Consider the following 20,977-nt stretch of genomic DNA (forward strand, 5'->3'; position numbering starts at 1 on the left):
TCAAAGGTCAAATCATCTTGATTTGGCCTTTTGGAAAAATGAATAAGGAAGTAAAAATGAATAAGGAAGTAAAAATGAAGAAAAAAGTACACGTCATTCATCATACACACTGGGATTTAGAATGGTATTTTACTCATAATGAATCTTTCGTCCAGTTGGCTTATCATTTGGATGAAGTAATGAGCGCTTTGGAGAATAATGAAATTTCTTATTATCTCCTCGATGGGCAAATGAGCATTTTGGATGACTACCTCCAAAGTTTCCCTGAACAAAAAACACGACTCAAAAAGTTGGTTCAAGCTGGAAAACTCTGGATTGGTCCATGGTATACTCAAACAGATGAACTCATCATAAGTGGCGAGTCAATTGTGAGAAATTTGACTCTGGGAATGGAATTAGCAGAAGATTTGGGTGGTTATATGAATATCGGTTACCTGCCAGACTCTTTCGGCCAGAGCAAAGATATGCCTAAGATATATCAAGGTTTAGGAATTGATCGTACAGTCTTTTGGCGAGGATTGCCGCAGGAAAAAACAAGGGACCGCGAATTTTATTGGCAAGCTGAAGATGGTTCAAAAGTTTTAGCCGCAAATATTAAGGATGGTTATTTTGTCGGCGTTGGACTTATTTATAGTGACCAAACCCAAGAACTTATGACGCAGATTGAAGACGGTGCTGTGGGGCAACATCTTGTCTTACCTGTAGGAGGAGACCAGCGTTATGTAGATTTTAACCTACGTGAGCGGATTGATTTTTACAACCAGAAACTGAGTGACTATGAGTTAAAAGAAAGCAATTATGAGGAGCTATTCTCCGAACTCGAAAAAGAGGAACTGACCACAATTGAAGGTGAATTTATCTCCAGCTCAGTCTCGAAAATCCATCGCTCGATTTATTCTTCACGTTACGACCATAAGTATTTGAATGATAAGCTGGAAAGACGGATGATTTATCAGGTAGAACCACTCGTTCTTATGGCTGAAAAACTTGGTATTGCTAACAAGCAAGGCTTAATTGACAGAATCTGGAAATTGCTGGCAAAAAATCAAGCCCACGACAGTGCGGGCGGCTGTAATAGCGATAAAACCAATCGCATTATTCGCGAGCGTTTTATCGAAGCAGACCAACTGTCTTATTCCATAGTCGACTACTTGACCAGAAAAATCAGTGAGTCACAGAAAAAAGTTTGTGACCACCAAGTCAGCATTTTTAATACCCTGCCTTGGGAAGTAACTAAAACAGTAAAAATTAATGTCTCTACTGAGTTTAAAGATATCCAACTGAAAAACACGGCAGGGGAAGCGCTAAGTTTTGATGTTCTGGCAAGAAATAAAGAATATTCTGGTGAGATCAGACGCGAAGAAACTGCTCAAGATCCGGATAAATATTATTATATTCATGAACTGGCTGTAGAAGTTACGGTTCCTGCGCTTAGTTTTGTGAATTACTTCGTTGAAGAAAGTCAACGGTCAAGCATGGTCATCAGCGAAGACAAGCAAGATTATATTGAAAATGATTACTACAAGCTGAGCTATGAAAAAGGACAGCTTCATTTATTTGATAAGAAAAAGCAGCAAAGTTATGACAACATCTTATCTTTTGAAGATGGTGGTGATGAAGGTGATACTTACGATTACTCGCCAGCTCATGCAGATTGTGTCTTTGATTTGACACTTACGGGAAGTGAGCGAAAAGCTTTTTGTGGGGAAAATTATCAAGAGCTGATTTTGACTGGTACTTGGGACCTTCCCAAGGATTTGAAAGAACGTGCAGAAGGCATTTGCGAACAAAAACAAGACTACGAATTAAAAATTACCTTAAAAAAAGGGAGCAAGCATCTCGAATGCCATTTGACGATAGATAATCAAGCGCTGGACCATCGTATGCGTGCAGTCATCAATCTTCCTTTTGCTAATCAATATTCTTACACAGATACGCCTTTTGGCACAGTGAAGCGTGAAGCTGAAGATCCGCATTTGAAAGATTGGCAAGAAATCGGCTGGCGTGAAGAACCAACAGCTATTTACCCCATGCTAAAATGGGTTAATGTTCACGATGATAAAAACAGTTGGACGGTTTTTGCCAAAGGAATCAAAGAATATCAATTAATCGGGGAAAATCACCATCAGTTAGCTTTAACCCTCTTTCGAAGTGTCGGATTTTTAGGACGGCCTGATTTGCTCAGAAGGCCAGGTGTAGCTTCTGGTAATGCTTTTAAGTACATCCCAACACCTGATAGCCAATTGTTGGAAAAATTAACATTCAAATTTGCCATAAGTTTAGAACAGGATTATAACCCCGCACGACTTGCTAAAAGTTACCTTGATTATGCTTTATCCTTGCCGTTCTATCAAATTCAGAGTCTAAATCTTTTTACAACGACTTTAAAATATTTTGTGTCAAATACCTTGAAAGAAAAAATTTGCAGTCCCCAGAATATCAGCTTGAAAGCACCTGACCTTGTCTTTAGTTCACTCCGTAAGAATAAGCTTTACGGCGGTTGGGACTTACGGGTGTATAATCCAAGTACCCAAGCTGTTCAGGGTGAGAATTTTATTCTGTCAGAGCAGGAGCTTCGCTATGAGTTTGTTGACTTGAAAGGAATCGCGCTAACCGAACGACAAAAAAATAGTAAAATTAATCTGGGAGATTTTAGAGCAGGACAGATTAAAACTGTTCATTTCATAGATTGAGGAAAAATCATGAAGGAAGATATTTTCATATTAATTGAATCGCACCGTTTGGAATTAACCTATGTTGAGGAGATTATAGCCAACTATTTTATCAGTAAAAAGGCACCGCTGAATATAGATAAATTAGCACAAACACTAGCCGTATCAAAGGCATCGATTACTCGCTTTTGTAAAAAGATTGGTTTGGATAATTACAAGGAACTCATGTTTTTGTACAACCTTTCCTTGGATAAAAAAGAAAAGCCATCGATTTCATCGGCAGTGACAGCTATTTACCATGCCTTAGCCACACGAAGTGACAATGCTTATTCCGAGGTGGAAGTGGACAAGCTGTGCGCTTTAATAAAAGATCATAACATCATTCATTTTTTTGGAAAGGGCTTTAACAGTTATACAGGAGCTGATTTTTCATTCAAATTTTCACGGTTTGGCAAGTATGTTCGTGTCATTTCAGAGGAAAAGTCAATCTTAATGTCAGCAGAATTTGCCCGTGAGGGTGAAATGATACTCGTGGCATCCTTGAGAGGAATAGACAGCAACCTTCTTGAAGCGATGACCATAACAAAGGAAAAAAATATTCCGATAGCACTGATTACTTCCAATCCTAATTCTGATTTGATTAAACAAGCAGATATTACACTAATATCAGCGGGCTTAACACATGAAGAATCTATCGGGAATATCTCACCACAAATTCCGATTTTGATTCAATTAGACATACTTTACGAACGCTATCTTCATCTCTTTTCTGATTCTGTAAAGAAATGGATCAAATCTGAAGAAATTTTACATAAAAATAAAAAATAAGAAGGTTTAAACATGAAAAAATTTCCTGAAGGATTTTTGTGGGGTTCAGCTTTATCCGGTCCACAAACTGAAGGTTATTCTCTAAAAGAGGGTAAATCTGCTTCTACATGGGATTACTGGTTTAAAGAAAATTCTGAAAGATTTAATGAAAAACAAGGCCCAGAAATAACTTCTAATCTTTACGAAAATTACGCAGAGGATTGCCAACGGATGAAAGCTATCGGGCTTAATTCGATTCGTACCTCTATCCAATGGACACGACTACTTCCTGACGGTAAAACGCTCAACCCTCAGGCGGTTGATTTTTATAGAGATTATTTTACAAAGATGAAAGAAAATGGTGTCAAGCCAATAATTAACCTTTTTCATTTTGATATGCCCATGTGGTTGATGGATAAAGGTGGGTGGGAAATCCGAGAATCTGTTGAGGCTTTTCGTTTTTATGCCCAAACAGCTTTTGAGTGCTTTGGTGATTTAGTTCAGGATTGGACCACTTTCAATGAACCAATGGTTCATGTGGAATGTGGTTATTTACAAGGCTTTCATTATCCTGCAATTGTCGATATCAAAAAAGCTGTTCAAGTGGCTTATCATACCTTAATGGCACATGTAAAAGCTGTTCAAACCTTTAGAGAACTTATGCCGCAAGGATCCATCGGTATTATTCTGAATGTATCTCCGAGCTATGCGCGCAGTCAGTCAGCAGCAGACTTAAAAGCTAAAAAAGCCGCTGATTTAGTCAATATAAAAAGCTTTCTTGATCCTGCGGTGCTTGGAAAACACAACACTGATTTGGTTGAACTTCTCAAAAATAACCAACTCTTACCTGAAACATTACCAGAAGATGAAAAAGATGTAGCAGCCAATACAGTAGACTTTATCGGTTTAAATTATTACCAACCGAGTCGCGTTCAAGCACCTGAGAATGCGAGCTTCCCCGCTAAAACCTTAGATGATTTTTACCAACCTTATGATTGGCCTGAAAAGAAAATGAATCCTTATCGTGGGTGGGAAATTTACCCGCAAGCCATTTATGATGTAGCGATGATGATGAAAAAGGACTATCATAATCTTCCTTGGTTTGTCAGTGAAAATGGCATGGGGGTAGCTGATGAGGAGCGGTTTATGGATGATTCAGGCATGATCCAAGATGATTATCGCATTGAATTTATGAAGGAGCATCTCAGTTACCTTCATCAAGCCATTGAAGAAGGAAGCAATTGCTTTGGTTACCACACGTGGACTTTTATTGATTGTTGGTCTTGGCTGAATGGTTATCGCAACCGCTATGGTTTTTATCGGGTTGATTTGAAAGAGGATTATAAACGTACCGTGAAAAAGAGCGGACTTTGGTATAAGAAATTAAGTGAGCATAATGGATATGAAGAATAATGGACATAAGCTCGCCGTGTTTGATATTGGCGGCACAGCAGTAAAATATGGTTTATGGGATGGAGAAAAAATCCTGAATAATGCTTCTTTTAAAACACCTGAAAGCTTTGAAAAGCTTACTGCGAAGATGGGCAGTATTATCAAGGACTATCCACAGCTTAAAGGAATAGCGATATCGTCTCCAGGCGCTGTCAATACAGCGAAAAGAAGGATTGAAGGAATCAGCGCCGTACCCTATCTGCACAATCGTCCTATATTTGATGAAATTGAACAATGCTTTGACTTGCCCGTGGCTATCGAAAATGATGCCAATTGTGCAGGGATTTGTGAAATTGATTATGGTGCAGGAAAAGAAGCCCAGAATGCTGTTTTTTTGGTCATAGGTACAGGAGTAGGTGGAGCTATCTTTATTAACCGCAAGCTTTATAAAGGTGCGCATCTTTTTGCTGGCGAATTCGGTTTGATGAAAAACACGAAGCATAAAACTTTTAGCGAAACCGGACCATTGGTTAAAGCTGCGGAAACTTATTCCAAAGAGACAGGGCAGAAAATTTCAGGTAAGGAACTGTATGACTTAATGGATCAAAAAAATCCCCAAGCTACTTTACTTATCGAAAATATGCTGGAGATTATTTCTGATTATTTATATAATATCCAAGTTTCGCTTGATCCAGATACAATTATCATTGGTGGCGGAATGTCAGCGCGGAAAGATTTGCCAGAAATCCTCCAAAAAAAATTAGCAGAACGTCTTCAAAATTATGATATAGCTCATATCCTGCCAAGAATTGAAAGTTGTCATTATATGAACAATGCAAATCTGATTGGGGCAGCTTTAAATTTTTACACTATTTTCCCGAAAGCTCAGAGATGATTTGACAAAAAAACCAGCGCTCTATATACTTAAAAGAAAAGGCTTTATAGAGGTAAAGAATATGGCAAGCACTGATCGTGTAAAACAGATGAAATTTGAAACCGTTTATCCGCTTTACTTGGCAAAAGTAGAGAAAAAAGGACGGACAAAAGAAGAATTAGATGAGATTTTGACTTGGTTAACAGGATACACGAATCCTAGCCAGCTCACGGGTAGCTTGGGGCAATTGATTGAAAATCAGCCTTTTAATGACAATGCGCCTCTTATCACTGGAGTGATTTGCGGTGTTCGTGTAGAAGAAATCGAAGACAACTTTATGAAAAAGCTACGTTATATGGATAAAGTAGTAGATGAACTCGCCAAAGGGAAAAGTCTGGAAAAGATTAAAAGAATAACCTCATAACTCGTGGACATAATGAAGCTTTATGTGTCCAGACTGAGTCCAATTCTTGCATTTACTAAGGGAATTTGTTATTATTAAAGAACAATATTGAATATGAATTCCCAAAGGGGAGTAGCGTCGGTGCAAACCGAAACAAAGTCGTCATTCCGTGAGCATTAATCTCACCGGCTTTGTTGACATGGATATGACATGTTTAGCAAGACCTTTGCCAGATTTGGCAGGGGTCTTTTTAATACGCTACATACAAGCATTGAAAGATGTTCATGCTGGAGGGAAAATCATACTATCTATCGATTACCGTAGCGTCTTATTCGTTTTGAATCAAAAAATATTGCTTTTGATATCAAGCGTCATATTTAACTATTGGAGAAGGAGCTAAAATGGAATTCTACAACAAAGAAACAGAGCTTGTCCTTGAGGAATTGCAGACAACCGTTGAAGGTCTAACGGAGCAAGAAGTCAAAGAAAGACAAGAACGAGACGGCTTTAATGAGCTGAAGAGTAAAGACAAAGTTCCAACTTGGAAAATATTACTGGACACTTTTAAAGATCCGATGGTTATTGTCCTGCTGATTGTTACCATTGTTCAGCTGGCATTAGGCGAAGTGGTTGAAGCCTGCATCATTCTTGGTGTAGTATTAATCAGCTCAATCGTCACTGTGATTCAAACCAAAAAAGCAGAAAGTTCATTGGATGCTTTGAAACAAATTTCGGCGCCCCATGCAAAAGTGTTACGTAATGGTGAAAAAATAACGATTCCAGCACGTGAACTTGTTGTGGGTGACCTTGTCTTGCTTGAAGCAGGGGACTTTGTTCCTGCCGATGGACGTGTCTTGACCTGTAAGAGCTTGCGTGTAGAAGAAGGCATGTTAACAGGTGAGTCCGAAGCAGTTGAAAAGACGGATGTAGCGCTTGAAGGGGAACTTCCTTTAGGCGACCGTAAAAATATGCTCTACAGTGGAGCGCTCACTGTTTATGGGCGTGGAGAATTTATCGTTACCGGTATCGGAAGTCAAACAGAGATTGGTAAAATCGCCACGCTCCTTGAAACGGCTGAAGATAAACAAACACCCTTGCAACAAAAACTGGAGAAATTCAGTAAACAACTGGGTATTGCTATCCTGATTCTCTCTGTTGCTATCTTTGCGATCCAAGCGGCACGTATCTTCTTTGCTGGAGACGGTGCAAATATTGAAGTGAAGATGTTAGATGCCTTCATGTTTGCTGTTGCTGTCGCTGTTGCCGCAATTCCAGAGGCACTTTCTTCAATTGTAACGATTGTCCTTTCAGTAGGTACAAACAAAATGGCAAAACAACATGCTATCATTCGTAAGTTGCCTGCAGTTGAAACTTTAGGTTCAACAAGTGTTATCTGTACGGATAAAACAGGGACATTAACCCAAAACAAAATGACGGTTGTCGATTACTTTTTGCCTACAACCACAAAAGAAACTTTCCCAGATCAGCCAGAAACTTGGACGTCGGACGAAGCACTGCTGATTGAAGCAGCTGTCTTGTGTAATGACTCAAGTATCAATGAAGAAGGGCAAGAGCTCGGCGATCCAACAGAAGTTGCACTTATTGCTTTTAGCAACAAGGTAGGTAAACCTTATCAAGAACTTCGTGAAGCTTACCCTCGTTTAGCAGAACTTCCTTTTGATTCCGACCGTAAGTTGATGTCAACGATTAACCTTATTGATGATGAAAAACTCATGTTGACTAAGGGTGGACCAGACGTGATGTTTGCACGTTGTTCGAAAGTTCTTATCAACGGTCAAGTCCAAGACTTTACTGAAGAATTAAAAGCAGAATTCCAAAAACAAAATGAAGCATTCAGTAACAAAGCACTCCGTGTTTTGGCTTATGCTTACAAACCTTTGGCGCAAGACAAAGAAGTTCTGGATTTGGAAGATGAAAATGACTTGATCTTGATTGGTTTAACAGCCATGATTGACCCACCACGTGAAGCTGTTTATGATTCAATTGCGGAAGCGAAAAAAGCAGGTATCCGTACAGTGATGATTACGGGTGACCATAAAACAACAGCACGTGCGATTGGGCAAGATATCGGTCTCTTTGAGGAAAACGACATTGCTGTGACTGGGCAAGAATTAGATGCTATGTCAGAGCAAGAGTTGGATGACAACTTGGCGAAAATCTCTGTTTATGCGCGTGTGTCACCGGAAAACAAGATTCGTATTGTTCGCGCATGGCAGAAGAAAGCAAATGTTACTGCGATGACTGGTGACGGAGTTAATGACGCCCCAGCCTTGAAACAAGCCAATATTGGTATTGCTATGGGTTCAGGGACAGACGTTGCCAAAGATGCATCATCAATGATTTTGACCGATGATAACTTCGTTTCTATTGTTAATGCTGTAGCGGTTGGACGTACAGTCTACGATAATATTAAAAAATCAATTGGTTACCTCTTCTCAGGTAACTTAGGGGCGATTATTACCATTGTTTTTGCCTTAGTTATGAACTGGGCAAGTCCATTTACAGCCCTGCAATTGCTCTTCATCAACTTGGTAAATGACTCTGTACCAGCGATTGCCTTGGGTATGGAAAAAGCAGAACCCAATGTTATGAAGAAAAAACCACGTCCTTCTGACGAAGGTATCTTCGAAGGCGGTTTGATGGCAAGTGTTGCAGTTCGTGGTGTATTGATTGGTATTGCAGCGATTATTTCTCAATATATCGGGATGCAAGTTTCAGATGAGTTGGGTGTAGCTATGGCCTTCACAACTCTAATCTTGGCACGTAGCTTACAAACTTTCACAGCACGTTCAAATTCACAAACAATCCTTTCATTGGGCCTCTTCTCTAACAAATATGTTTTAGGTGCGGTAGTATTCTGTCTCGGACTTTACAGCTTGACAACCTTACCTTTCACACGTGAATTCTTTAGCATTCCGGCAAACTTCAGTGTGCACTACTGGTTACTTGCTGCTGGTCTTGCTTTAGGTGCTGTCTTGATGATGGAAATCATCAAAGCACTTCGCGTACTTGTTAGTCAGAAAAAAGCAAAAGCAACAGTAAACAAAGTAGGTTAATTATCCTTTAAGAAAATTTAAAAAACGCTCCCAGCTTTTGGAGCGTTTTTTTTAGTTAAACATAATAGCAATAAACAGAGTCAAAGCCAAGCTGCCATTGTAAAGAATTAGATTTTTAATTTGATAATGAAAGGTTTCGCTTTTGACTTGCTTGTGGAGGAATTTTTTCATATTAGGAATCAACTCGAAGAGGATGAGCAGCATTAAGGCAGACCATATAGGCAAGATACCTAAAATTATTGCTAGACTAACACAAAGAGCAGGAATGATATACATGACTTTATAAAGCACTAAGCTGGCAGGAATTTTAAGATAATAAGGTAAGGTGAGACGTTGATTGCGAATGTCTTGTTCCAAATCACAAATGTTATCGGAAAGCATGACATTGAAGTTCTGACAGAAACACATAATACCTATGAGAACAATCGGAAGAAGTTGGGAAAAATCCCACGTCCAGTTCATTTTCCAGCCGTCAAATTGAATGAAAAAGTACTGTAAATCATAAGAATTAATATATACAGCGAGAAAGAAACCGAAAAATCCCTCACATAGGCCAGCTAAAATTTCACCTAAAGGAAAGCGACTGAAAGCAAAGGGGCCATATGTATAAAAGATCGCTACAAGAAAGCAGAGGCCGCCAACGGGTAAAATGGCAAGATTGGTGATAAGCATAACTGCAAGCCCAACTAAGATATCGATGAAAAGAAAGAGCAGGCAAATTTTTAGTGCTAACTTAGGGTTGATATTGCGATTGCTAATGATATTTTGTTGGGTTTTATATTCTGGATCCAGCGCTTTATGGTAGTCCATCAAATTATTCCATGCGGAAACAAAAAGATTGATGGCAGCAAGCCCAATCAGAAAAAGAAGGGTGGGTAAAAGATGAAAAGAGTGAAAATACCATAGCGAGAACATAATTCCTGCAAGTGGCGAAAGCAGAGCCACGGGTAAGGTTTGGATTCTTGTAAAGTTAAGAAATGTTTTGACGTTCATAATGAGAATTATATAACAAAAAAAAGAGGCATTCTTAGTTGGAAAGAAAGATAGACAGTGCTCCAATCTATAGTACTCAAATCTCTTCTTCAGTAAAAAGTTAAATTATAATTCTTTTTGCATATTAATATCAGTAATTTCAAAACCCATTTTTTTATAGACATGTAAAGCTCTAGAGTTACTTCCAAAGACATGTAAAGCTAGGGATGAAAAGCCAAGTTGTTTAGCTTGAAAACTAATTAATTCAAGAGACGTAGAGCCGAAACCTTGATTTTGAAATTCTTCATAAATTTCGAAATCGTAAATAAAAGCTGTTCGAGCATTGTCTGTACTTTGAGCAATCCAAATATAACCTATGACTTCTCCCTTTTCAAGGATAGAATAAAAATAGTTATTGGGTGTTTGGAGGCCTTCAGGCAGGAGTAAATTGTATTCTGCCTGAGCCTTTGAAAAAGCCTGTTCTTCAGTCCAAGTACCGTTTAGGACTTTTTCTTTAGCAAAGGTTTCTACGGCGGAGAGCATGTAGTGTTGAAATCTTTCTTGTGTCATTTCAATAAGTTTTAGCATATTTCTCCTTAATTAAAAAAAACATCTGGTATGGGTGAGCTTAGTTTTTCCTAAATTATACCATAGGCGAAGATAAAGAATTGATGTATAAATATTGTCCACATGGGGAAATCTCCCCATTATTTTGTCTTTAACTTTTATGAGGTATAATAGAGGAAGCGAAAAAAGTAGAAAAGGGCTGAAATTAGTGAAATTTTTACATACATCAGATTGGCACATTGGCAGAACCTTGAACGGTTGGAGTCTTTTAGAAGAGCAAAAGCACGCCTTTAAAATTATGCTGGCCGCAGCCAAGCAAGAAAAGGTTGACGGTATCATTATTGCAGGAGATCTTTATGACCGGACAGTTCCGAGCGCAGCAGCTGTGACGACCTTTAACGAAATGCTGCGAGAAATGAATATTCAGGAGAATTTTCCTATTTATGCAGTTTCGGGAAATCACGACGGTGCACGACGACTAAATTATGGGCGTGAATGGATGGAATTTAACCATTTACATTTGAATACATTATTAGAAGAAGCTTTTGTACCCATTGAAACAGCGGAGATCCAAATGTTCTTGCTTCCTTACTTTGATCCAGCTGATGCGCGTGTTTATTTTTTACAAGCGGGTATGTCAGAAGAGGATGTGAAAGAAATTAAAACCCTGTCTCAGGCATTAGAACTAGTACTTGAAAAAATGCGGGAAGCCTTTCACCCTGAGAAAAAACAAATTTTAGTGACTCACTTTGCTGTGAGCCCTTCTGCAGATCAGGAGATTGAGCTGACAAGTGAAACCAAGTCCAAAGCTGGGGGGCTAGCTACTGTCACAGTCCAGCAGTTTGTGGATTTTGATTATGTTGCTTTGGGGCATATTCATACATATCATGCTTCACCCAGTGAGACAGTGCGTTACTCAGGAAGTCCTGTCAAATTTAATATCAAAGAAGCAAAAACGAAAAAAGGCTATTATATCGTAAATGTGGCGGATAAGGTTGAGACTGAGTTTTTCGAAATTCAACCGCAGACGGATTTGGTTGCTCTTACTGAAGAGTGGGAAACGCTTATTGATCCAGAGTTTTACCAGCAACAACCTTTAGAATCTGCTTGGTTTGCTATATGTATTAAAAACTTTGACCGCTTTGCTCATGCTGGGCAAAATTTACGTGCTCAACTTCAGAAAATCTATGGCACTATTGTCGAACTGGATTATGAAGATAAAGAACGTATCATAGAGCAAGAAACCCATCAAAATATGGAAATGATGAGTGAAGAAGAAATCGTGCAAAATTTCTACCAACAGGTGGCAGGAGAGTCACTTAGTCCATTTCAGCGAACTTTTATCGAAGAAACTTTTATTGACTTGAGAGGGGAGAAGTAGACATGAAACCAATTTACTTAGAAATGAATTATTTCGGACCTCATGCTCACTCGGAAATTGATTTTAGAGCTTTAGATGAAGCACCATTATTTTTGATTAGCGGCGATACGGGTGCCGGAAAATCTACGATTTTTGATGCAATGACTTATGCTCTTTTTGACAAGACGACAGGAGATCGTGAAGCGAGAGAAATGCGCAGCCAGTTTGCACAACCAGACCAACATACCGAAGTTACTTTCTATTTTGAGCAAGGTAACTTTCTTTATAAGGTACAACGCTGTCCCGAGCAAGAAGTCTTTAAGAAAAGAGGGACAGGTACTAAGACGGAAAAAAGTCAAGCCAGCTTAGCTATTGTAGATAGGGTATTTGGCGTAGAGCAAGCCAGCTTGGCTACAAAACCGGTCGATGTTGCCAGTGAAATATATGGTCTTTTAAATCTCAGCGCCGAGCAGTTCAAGAAAATCATTTTACTTCCACAAAATGACTTCTCACGTTTTTTAAAATCGGCCACCAATGAAAAAGAAGAAATTCTGAAGAAAATTTTTGGTACGGCAATTTTTACGGTCTTTTCTGAGGAAGTGCGGAATCAATATACAAAAAACAATCAAGAAAACGCAGCTCTTGATTCAATCTTGCAAAGCCAATATAGCTCTTCTGTCTGGACGGAGGAAGAAGCCAAGGCTTTGGAAGAATGTCCAGATAAGGAAAAATTTGAAAAAGCGACAGAATTTCTAGAGCAAAAACAGATGCAAGAAAGCAAGGCTCGTGACTTAGCAAAAATAGCGCAGCACCAAGTAGAAAGTGTCGATAAAGCTTACGAAGATGCCTTGCTGCTGGAACAAGAGTTCCTTGAAGCCGAAAAAACTCAAAAAGAATACCAGGAAAAAATAGCGGAGCAAGCAGTGCTTTATGAGCAACAGAAAGAAGCCTACGAAGCCCGCAGCTGGGCGCAACAATTTAAGGATATTTTACGTGACTTGGAAGAGGTTGAAAAAGAACTAGAAGCTAACCAAGTACGTGAAGCTGATTATCGCTCAAAAGCCGAGCAAGAGCAGAAAATACTTGGAGAAGTGAAAAAACGTGAGCAAGACTTAGATCAGAAAGCTTCAGAATTTGAAGAAAAAGGTAAGGTTATAGAAGAGCTGACTCGCACGATTACGCAAGCCGAGCAGGCAGAAAAACTTATCCGGCAGAAAAAAGATTTGGAGAAAAAGATTGTCCACTTGCATCTTAAGCAAAGTGAGACAGATGTGCCCCTAAAAGAAGCACAAGTCAAACTTGATCAATTACAAAAAAAGATCCTTGATGAGAGTATCTTGCAGGCGGAAAAAGATGCTTTAAGTCGTCTAAAGTTGGACTTTCACCAGCAACTTTCTCCTTTAGCAGAATATTTGGAGCGCTTAAAACAAGAAAATCAACTTGCACAAAAGGAATTAAACTTTGCTGAGGAAAACATTACGACACTGCAGCAAGATTTCATGCTCAAACAGAAAAGTTATCAGGAAAAGCGAAAGTTACGCCAAAGTCTCATGATTGCTCAACTGCAAAAGGAACTCGAAGATGGTTTACCATGTAAAGTTTGTGGTGCTACAGAACATCCTTTATCACATGTTGAGCTTGATGTTTCTGACGATGACTTAAAAGCAGCTATGCAACAAGTTGACAAAGCTCAAGAAGCCTTTGCTGCTGCAGAAGAAAGGCAAGAAAAGGCTCAAAGAGAACTTGAAATGGCTCAAAAAAAAGCTGCAGAAAAAGCTGAAACATTGCAAGAAATGGAACACAAGTTTGACCAAGCCTACTGTCAGTTTTGTCAGGCATATGAAGGCAGTTTTCCTAAAGTGTTTAGTCGCCAAGAACTCAATATCATTTTTCAAGCTCGAGAAGACAGTTATAGGCAGAAAAGCACTGCACAAAAAGAACGTTCTCTGGAGAAAGACAAGCTGTGTGTTTTAGTAGAAAACTTAGAAGCTGAACGTCAAGGGTTGTTTCAGGAGGGCGATAAAGTCAAGGCACAGCTCGAAACAGTCGCTCAAAGTTTAGCTGAGTTTGGGCAACTGCAACCCAGTCAAGCTCTAAAAGAGCAGAAGGTTATATTGCGCCAAGAAGTAGATAACTATTATACAGAGTGCCAAGAGGTGCGTGAGAAGATAATTGCCCTTGAAAAGCGTTATGCAGAACAGAAAGCAAAACATGAAGAACGTCTGATGCGTATTGAAGAGCAAAAACTGAAGCTTCAAGAAGGACAGCGCATTATCCAGAACGCATTGGCAGCCCCAAATGCTTGGACCAATGATTTAGTCACATTGAAAAATTGGCTTGCAGAGGATAAACTTCCTGAAATTTCCAAGTTTATTAATACTTATGAACTTGAGGAGAAACGGTTGAATCGTGCTTTAGCAAAGTATGAGGAAAAATTAAGCGGTAAGCAAAGACCTGATCTTCCTGAGTTGAGAGAAGAAAAGCAAGCTTTAAACGAGCGCTATAGCCAAGCGCAAAAGACAGTTATTGAGCTATCCAATACACGCCAACAACTCGAAACAACGGTTGCTAAGATTGAACAAATACTTGAGACACAAGGAAAGGCAGCGGATAAGGCGCGTGAAATGACTAAGCTCTACAATGCGATAGCAGGAAAAACAGGAGATAAGCTCAAGCTTGAAACCTTTGTTGTCCAACATTATCTGGAAAAAGTTTTGATTTATGCTAACCAGCATTTCATCAATCAACTTTCCAATAACCGCTATCGCTTTGAGTTGGCCAAAGAATCCGCCAATAAAAGGCGCGATCATGGCTTGGACATCAGCATCTATGATAATGAGACAGGCGCCTCACGTTCATCCAATACTTTGTCGGGTGGAGAAACCTTTATTGCTGCCCTGTCAATAGCATTAGCACTGAGTGAAGTAGTCCAGAATTCTGCGCAAGGGGTTCAAATAGAAGCACTTTTCGTCGATGAAGGATTTGGCTCACTTGATCAAGAAACACTCCAAAAAGCCATGACAGCGCTCGAACAAATAGGAGAAAACCGTCTTGTTGGCCTTATTAGTCACGTAGAAGAAATGAAAGATTCAATCGCACAGCAACTGCGTGTCGAAAAAGTCGGAGACGGACGAAGTCAGGTAAAACTCTTTTCGAAATAAAATCTTTTAGTCAGAAACCAAGATAAAAAGTTCCGACTGCTTTCCAAAGTAGCCTTTTGAGAAAAACAATGAAATATGGTAAAATAGTAGAGTTCAAAACTCTACTCACAAAGGAGTGTGGAGTGAGATGTATGGGAAAAAGCTTTTCCAGCAAACAGCAGTAAAAAATGATGAAGTTTAGTCCTGCTGGAAAATCGAACTCGAACCAAATAGAAGAGCGCATGCTTTTAGGAAGAAATAGGAAAAATAAAAATGAGCTTGTTTTTAGATACAGCTAGAATTGAAGTAAGAGCTGGTAAAGGTGGAGACGGAGCAGTCGCTTTCCGTCGTGAAAAATACGTACCAGACGGTGGTCCTGCTGGTGGAGATGGCGGACGCGGTGGTGATATTATCTTCCGTGTCGATGAAGGGCTTTCTACTCTGATGGACTTTAAATATAACCGTATTTTCCGTGCGAAACCAGGTGAAAAAGGTATGAACAAAGGGATGCACGGACGTGGAGCAGAAGATTTGATTGTTAAAGTTCCGCAAGGAACCACAGTCAAAGACAATGAAACAGGACAAGTAATTGTGGACTTGATTGACAAAGGTCAAGAGTTTGTCGTTGCTAAAGGTGGTCGTGGCGGACGTGGAAACATTCGCTTTGCAACACCACGTAACCCTGCACCAGAAGTTGCTGAAAACGGTGAGCCAGGGGAGCAAAAATGGCTTATGCTTGAATTGCGCGTCCTTGCTGATGTTGGTTTAGTAGGTTTCCCTTCTGTAGGTAAATCAACGCTTTTGAGTGTTGTTTCTAATGCACGACCAAAGATTGGAGCTTATCACTTTACCACAATCACACCAAATATTGGTATGGTCCAAATCGGCTACGGTGACAGTTTCGTTATGGCGGACATGCCTGGACTGATTGAAGGCGCACACTCAGGTGCAGGTTTAGGGATTCAGTTCTTACGTCACATCGAGCGTACACGAGTTCTCTTGCATGTTTTGGATATGTCAGGCATCGAGGAACGTGACCCTTACGAAGATTATGTAACCATCAATAAGGAATTGGAAAGTTACAATCTTCGCTTGCTTGAACGTCCACAATTGATTGTGGCCAACAAAATGGATATGCCAGATGCGCCAGAGATTCTTGCAGATTTCAAGAAAAAGTTAGCTGAAAATCTACCTGAAGGGCAAGAAATGCCTCAAATCTTTGAAGTTTCTGGTCTAACAAAAACAGGCCTGCAAGGTCTGTTGGCACGTACAAGTGAACTCTTAGCTGAAACACCAGAATTCTTGTTGTATGAAGACGAAGACTTCATCGATGAAGAAGCATACTATGGCTTTGAAGAAGAAGAAAAACCATTCAGTATTTCACGTGATGATGATGCCGCTTGGCGCTTGTCTGGTACTAAGCTTGAGAAACTCTTCAAGATGACTAACTTTGACCGTGACGAATCTGTCATGAAATTTGCGCGTCAACTCCGTTCAATGGGTGTTGATGAACAACTTCGTGCAGCAGGTGCACGTGATGGTGATTTGGTACGTATCGAGAAATTTGAGTTTGAATTTGTAGATTAATAGCGTAGGAGGATTGAGATGGGCTTTAAGATTATTTCTGACCGTGATGAAAACGGTGAATTTATTGCCTCAGCAGATTTTTGGACAGATGAACGGATTGATGCTTTGATTAAGAAATATAATCCCTCAGGTAAACTCCGCCTCTCTAAAGCTGCACAAGAAACAAACGAAAAAGAAGATGAATAAAAAGAAGACCATGTTTTTCATGGTTTTTATTTTTATAACATGGGAGAAAACAAGAGCAATTAGCTTGAATTTATAATTTAGTCTTGCTAAGCTAAATGAAGCAAGTTAAGAAACGAAAAGGAGAACACATGGCAGTAAAACTTTTTATCGCCCAAACATTAGACGGGTATATCGCTGATAAGCAGGATAATTTGGATTGGCTGATGGATGTTGAAGGAGAAGGAGACAATGGTATATCGCGATTTCTCTCATCTGTAGATATTGTTATCATGGGCAGCAGAACTTACCAATGGCTTTTAGATCAAAAGTTAGAAACATGGCCCTATGAGGATAAAATGACTTATGTATTTTCAAGACAAACTTGGGAAGACAAAACCAATATCAAGTTTGTGCATCCAAGTAATCTAACATCATTTGTCAAAGAGCTTCAAGGAGAAATCTGGTTAGTTGGTGGCGGTCAGCTGATTAAGGATTTCATGGAAGCTGACCTTATCGACGAGTACCAAGTAACAATTGCTCCAGTTATTTTGGGAGAAGGTATCCCGCTCTTTCCACAAGGTAATTATGCGGCAGACTTAGAGTTACAAGGAACAACAAGATACGGACAATTTGTTGAATTGGCTTATAAGCGCAAAACGAAAGCGAAAAGTTAGTTAAAATATATTTTCTCTCTTAGGAAATTTTTAAAGCTAAAATATGGATTTGACTTAAAATACTCCATATGGAATAATAAATTTATGAAAAAAATAGCGATTATTGGTGGCGGCATCATCGGCATGACCTTGGCCAATTACTTAGATACAGAAAAATTTGACATTACAGTTTTTGATTCTGGCAAACATCAGGCGACAGGTGCCAGTGCAGGGATTATTTCTCCTTGGCTGTCCAAACGAAGAAACAAACAATGGTATGCTTTAGCTAAAGATGGTGCTGCCTTTTTTGAGCAACTGGTCAAAGACTTGAGTTTAGATGAAAACATTTACGAAAAGTGTGGGACGCTCTTCGTCAGAAGTCCACAAGCGCTTCAAGACCTCGAACAGCTTGCTTTAGAGCGACGTGCAACGGCACCAGAGATTGGGGAAGTGCGCCATCTCACCAAAGAAGAAACGACAGACATGCTGCCTTTGCTAAAACCTGTCGAAAGCTTATACATCTCTGGAGGCGCACGACTTGATGGAAAAGCTTACTTGCAACATCTTCGGGAACGTGCCCAAACACGCGGTGTTCGTGTAATAAGCGAAGAAGCCCAAGTCAAGAAGGAGAAGGCAAAATGGCGTGTGACTTCAGTGCAAGAGGAGGTGGAAGTAGATGAACTTGTTTTGACACCGGGACCAGCATTGAAAACTTTACTGGATCAACTGGGTTATACAGCCAAGGTCTCGCCCCAGAAAGGGCAACTGTTGTCTTTTGAGACCAATTTTGAAACAGAGAAATGGCCGGTTGCTTTCTTAGAAGGTGAAGCCGACCTGATTCCTTTTCAAAATGGCCGTTTACTCTTAGGTGCAACGCATGAAAATGAAGCAGGTTGGGATTTAGAACCGACACAAGAAGCTTTTGAGCAACTGACTAAAGGCGTGCAGACCTTCTTAAAGGAAGATTATTTTGCAGACACAGCTTATAGCTACCGTGTCGGGACCCGCGCATACACTGCTGATTTTGCTCCCTTCTTTGGACCTATAGTGCAAGAGAGAGGTTTGAGTATTGCGAGTGGGTTAGGTTCCTCAGGACTAACTACAGGACCTTACATTGCCTATCTTTTAGCGCAACATTTAAATGCAGATAATTCAGAATGGGAGATGAGTCATTATCAAAAGGAAATGAATCTCTATGTGAATAAAAAAGAAGAATGAGCATAAAAAACATTTCAAAACAAAAGACGTCTTGTAGGGTGTGTTATAATAGAAAAGATAGATTTAAAAAACAGAAAGATAATAATGGCAAAAATATCAGATTTAATTATTAATACACCAGAAAAAAACGAAGTTGAAGGAGTTTTTCATAAGCATCCGAAGGGATTTGGCTTTGTGAACCCGCTTGATGCGATTGACAAGAGTAATGACATTTTCATCTCACCAAAATTCACCAAATCAGCAATGGATGGAGATACAGTCCTTGTTCGTGTGCTTCATCAAAAAAATGCTAAACGTGGTGCAGATGGACAGATAATCAAAATCACAAAACGTTCAGTGACGGAAACTGTTGGGAGCTATCAAAGCTTATCTAGCCGTCAAAGCAAACTTACAGGCTACAAAGGCACGATTCAACTCTACAATGATAAAATCACAGATCCTTTATACATCAAGCAACCGCTGCCTGAAGTACAAGAAGGTGATGTTGTCCGTGTCAAAGTAACGCAACATCCTGATGAAAATAAAGCATTTGAAGGTCAAATGTTAGAAATTATTGGACACAAGGATGATGTGGGGATTGATATTTTGGAAGTGCTTTGCGCTATGAAAATTCCGCAAGAATTTACAGCAGAAACAATGGCTCAGACCGAAGCAATCCCAGAAGAATTAACGGGAGAAGATTTTGCAGGGCGTGACGATTATCGCTCAGAAATCACTTATACGATTGATGGCGAAGATTCTAAAGACTTGGATGATGCCATTCATGTTAAGAAGTTAGACAACGGAAATTATGAACTGGGTGTTCATATCGCTGACGTTTCTCACTATGTCACTGACGGTTCACCTTTGGATGAGGAAGCTTTTGCACGTGCTACATCTGTCTATGTTACCGATCGTGTCGTGCCAATGTTACCTGTTAAGCTGTCCAATAATCTTTGTTCACTAAATGAAGCGCAAGAGCGGTTGACGATGTCCTGTGTGATGGAAATCAATAATTCCGGTAAAATTATCAATTATAAGATTGGTCCGTCTGTGATTAAGACAACTTATCGTATGACTTATTCAACAGTAAACAAGATGCTCAATAAAGGGCAAGAAGGACATCGCGAAAGTCTAGAGCAATTCCCTAAAATTATGGATTCTGTCGCTATCGCTGGGGAACTTCACGCGCTACTCGAAGAGATGCGTCATCAACGTGGCATGATCGAATTTGACGAAAGTGAAGCAAAAGTTATCTTGGATGAAAAAGGACATGCGATTGATGTTGTGAAACGTGAACGTGGTACAGCAGAACGTATGATTGAATCCTTCATGTTGGCAGCCAACGAAACGGTTGCTCTTGATTTCCAAAAGAAAAAATTGCCGTCACTTTATCGTGTACATGACAAGCCGAAAGAAAAAGCATTTGCTAAATTAATGGAAAAGGCTGCTGATGCGGGCTTTAGTTTGAGTTCAAACTCTCATGAAGCTGTAAATTACTTTGCGGAAGAGATTAAAGGAACAGCTTTTGAAAAAACACTAACGTATCAATTACGCCACACGATGTCGACAGCTCTGTATTCAGAAAAAAATACACAGCACTATGGATTAGCTGCGACAGACTACACCCACTTTACCAGTCCGATTCGTCGTTATCCGGACTTGATTGTGCACCGTTTACTTCATCTTTATCCAAAAGATCACTCAAACCGTACGAAAGAAGAATGGAAAGAACGTTTACCTGAAATCGCTAAACAGTCTTCTGATATGGAACATCGCGCAGTTGTGACGGAACGAATCGTGGATGCTATGAAAAAAGCGGAGTACATGCAAGATCATATCGGTGAAGTTTACTCAGCAACCGTAACTGGTGTTCAAAAATTTGGCCTCTTCATGGAACTTGATAATACGGTTCAAGGTTTGATTCGTACGGTCAATCTTCACACAGGTGTTGAAGAAGCCATTGAATTCGATGAAGAAGAAGATATCTTCAAAGGTAAAAAATCTGAGAAAACTTATCGTATGGGGGATGTCCTAAAAATTCGTGTCATTTCAGCCAATAAACGTAAGGGAACCGTTGATTTTGAAGAAATTATTGAAGAATAATAAAA

15 protein-coding genes and 1 riboswitch are annotated in these 20,977 nt (G+C 39.6%); of the genes, 13 read left to right on the forward strand and 2 right to left on the reverse strand.

The window, feature by feature from the left end:
- The first annotated feature begins 74 nt into the window (after positions 1-74).
- From J0J35_RS02505 to J0J35_RS02530, 6 genes are all read left to right on the forward strand, one after another.
- Positions 75-2,693, forward strand: coding sequence for a glycoside hydrolase family 38 C-terminal domain-containing protein (locus tag J0J35_RS02505; RefSeq protein WP_019292548.1), 2,619 nt, complete (start codon positions 75-77; stop codon positions 2,691-2,693).
- Between the two features lie 9 nt (positions 2,694-2,702).
- Positions 2,703-3,500: a MurR/RpiR family transcriptional regulator gene (locus J0J35_RS02510; RefSeq protein WP_206888879.1), complete on the forward strand. Its 798-nt coding sequence runs from the start codon at positions 2,703-2,705 to the stop codon at positions 3,498-3,500.
- A 12-nt stretch (positions 3,501-3,512) separates the two neighbouring features.
- Complete coding sequence (locus J0J35_RS02515) at positions 3,513-4,892, forward strand: glycoside hydrolase family 1 protein (protein ID WP_206917539.1); 1,380 nt, start codon at positions 3,513-3,515, stop codon at positions 4,890-4,892.
- On the forward strand, positions 4,876-5,766 hold the full coding sequence (locus tag J0J35_RS02520) for an ROK family protein (protein WP_019293544.1): 891 nt from the start codon (positions 4,876-4,878) through the stop codon (positions 5,764-5,766). The genes J0J35_RS02515 and J0J35_RS02520 overlap by 17 nt, the downstream gene beginning before the upstream one ends.
- A 61-nt stretch (positions 5,767-5,827) precedes the next feature.
- A complete protein-coding gene (locus J0J35_RS02525; RefSeq protein WP_019292551.1) occupies positions 5,828-6,169 on the forward strand; it encodes a DUF2200 domain-containing protein in 342 nt (113 codons plus the stop codon).
- A 94-nt stretch (positions 6,170-6,263) separates the two neighbouring features.
- A riboswitch (yybP-ykoY riboswitch) is annotated at positions 6,264-6,363 on the forward strand.
- Positions 6,364-6,549: 186 nt separating this feature from the next.
- Complete coding sequence (locus J0J35_RS02530; protein ID WP_206917540.1) at positions 6,550-9,225, forward strand: cation-translocating P-type ATPase; 2,676 nt, start codon at positions 6,550-6,552, stop codon at positions 9,223-9,225.
- A gap of 51 nt (positions 9,226-9,276) precedes the next feature.
- On the opposite strand, the gene J0J35_RS02535 is transcribed toward J0J35_RS02530, so the two are convergent.
- Positions 9,277-10,218: a UbiA family prenyltransferase gene (locus tag J0J35_RS02535; protein ID WP_206917550.1), complete on the reverse strand. Its 942-nt coding sequence runs from the start codon at positions 10,216-10,218 to the stop codon at positions 9,277-9,279.
- Between the two features lie 105 nt (positions 10,219-10,323).
- Positions 10,324-10,785 (reverse strand): GNAT family N-acetyltransferase, encoded by a 462-nt coding sequence (locus tag J0J35_RS02540; RefSeq protein WP_206917551.1) that lies wholly within the window; start codon positions 10,783-10,785, stop codon positions 10,324-10,326.
- Between the two features lie 187 nt (positions 10,786-10,972).
- Between J0J35_RS02540 and J0J35_RS02545 the strand changes: the two genes are divergently transcribed.
- The 7 genes from J0J35_RS02545 (at position 10,973) to rnr (ending at position 20,972) form a co-directional block, all read left to right on the forward strand.
- Positions 10,973-12,145, forward strand: a complete 1,173-nt coding sequence (locus tag J0J35_RS02545; RefSeq protein WP_206917552.1) for an exonuclease SbcCD subunit D — start codon at positions 10,973-10,975, stop codon at positions 12,143-12,145.
- A gap of 2 nt (positions 12,146-12,147) precedes the next feature.
- Positions 12,148-15,285 (forward strand): SbcC/MukB-like Walker B domain-containing protein, encoded by a 3,138-nt coding sequence (locus tag J0J35_RS02550; protein ID WP_206917553.1) that lies wholly within the window; start codon positions 12,148-12,150, stop codon positions 15,283-15,285.
- Positions 15,286-15,537: 252 nt separating this feature from the next.
- Positions 15,538-16,851, forward strand: coding sequence for a GTPase ObgE (gene obgE / locus J0J35_RS02555; protein ID WP_014024644.1), 1,314 nt, complete (start codon positions 15,538-15,540; stop codon positions 16,849-16,851).
- 18 nt (positions 16,852-16,869) lie between these two features.
- Positions 16,870-17,037, forward strand: coding sequence for a hypothetical protein (locus tag J0J35_RS02560; protein ID WP_019292557.1), 168 nt, complete (start codon positions 16,870-16,872; stop codon positions 17,035-17,037).
- A gap of 128 nt (positions 17,038-17,165) precedes the next feature.
- Complete coding sequence (locus tag J0J35_RS02565; RefSeq protein WP_206917554.1) at positions 17,166-17,690, forward strand: dihydrofolate reductase family protein; 525 nt, start codon at positions 17,166-17,168, stop codon at positions 17,688-17,690.
- A gap of 84 nt (positions 17,691-17,774) precedes the next feature.
- Positions 17,775-18,887 carry an FAD-binding oxidoreductase gene (locus tag J0J35_RS02570; protein ID WP_165719561.1) on the forward strand — a complete coding sequence of 371 codons (1,113 nt, stop codon included), beginning with the start codon at positions 17,775-17,777 and terminating at the stop codon, positions 18,885-18,887.
- A gap of 84 nt (positions 18,888-18,971) precedes the next feature.
- Complete coding sequence (gene rnr / locus J0J35_RS02575; RefSeq protein ID WP_242534047.1) at positions 18,972-20,972, forward strand: ribonuclease R; 2,001 nt, start codon at positions 18,972-18,974, stop codon at positions 20,970-20,972.
- The last annotated feature ends 5 nt before the right edge of the window (positions 20,973-20,977 follow it).

This window comes from Lactococcus sp. LG606 (assembly GCF_017309645.1).
Lineage (GTDB): Bacteria > Bacillota > Bacilli > Lactobacillales > Streptococcaceae > Lactococcus > Lactococcus petauri.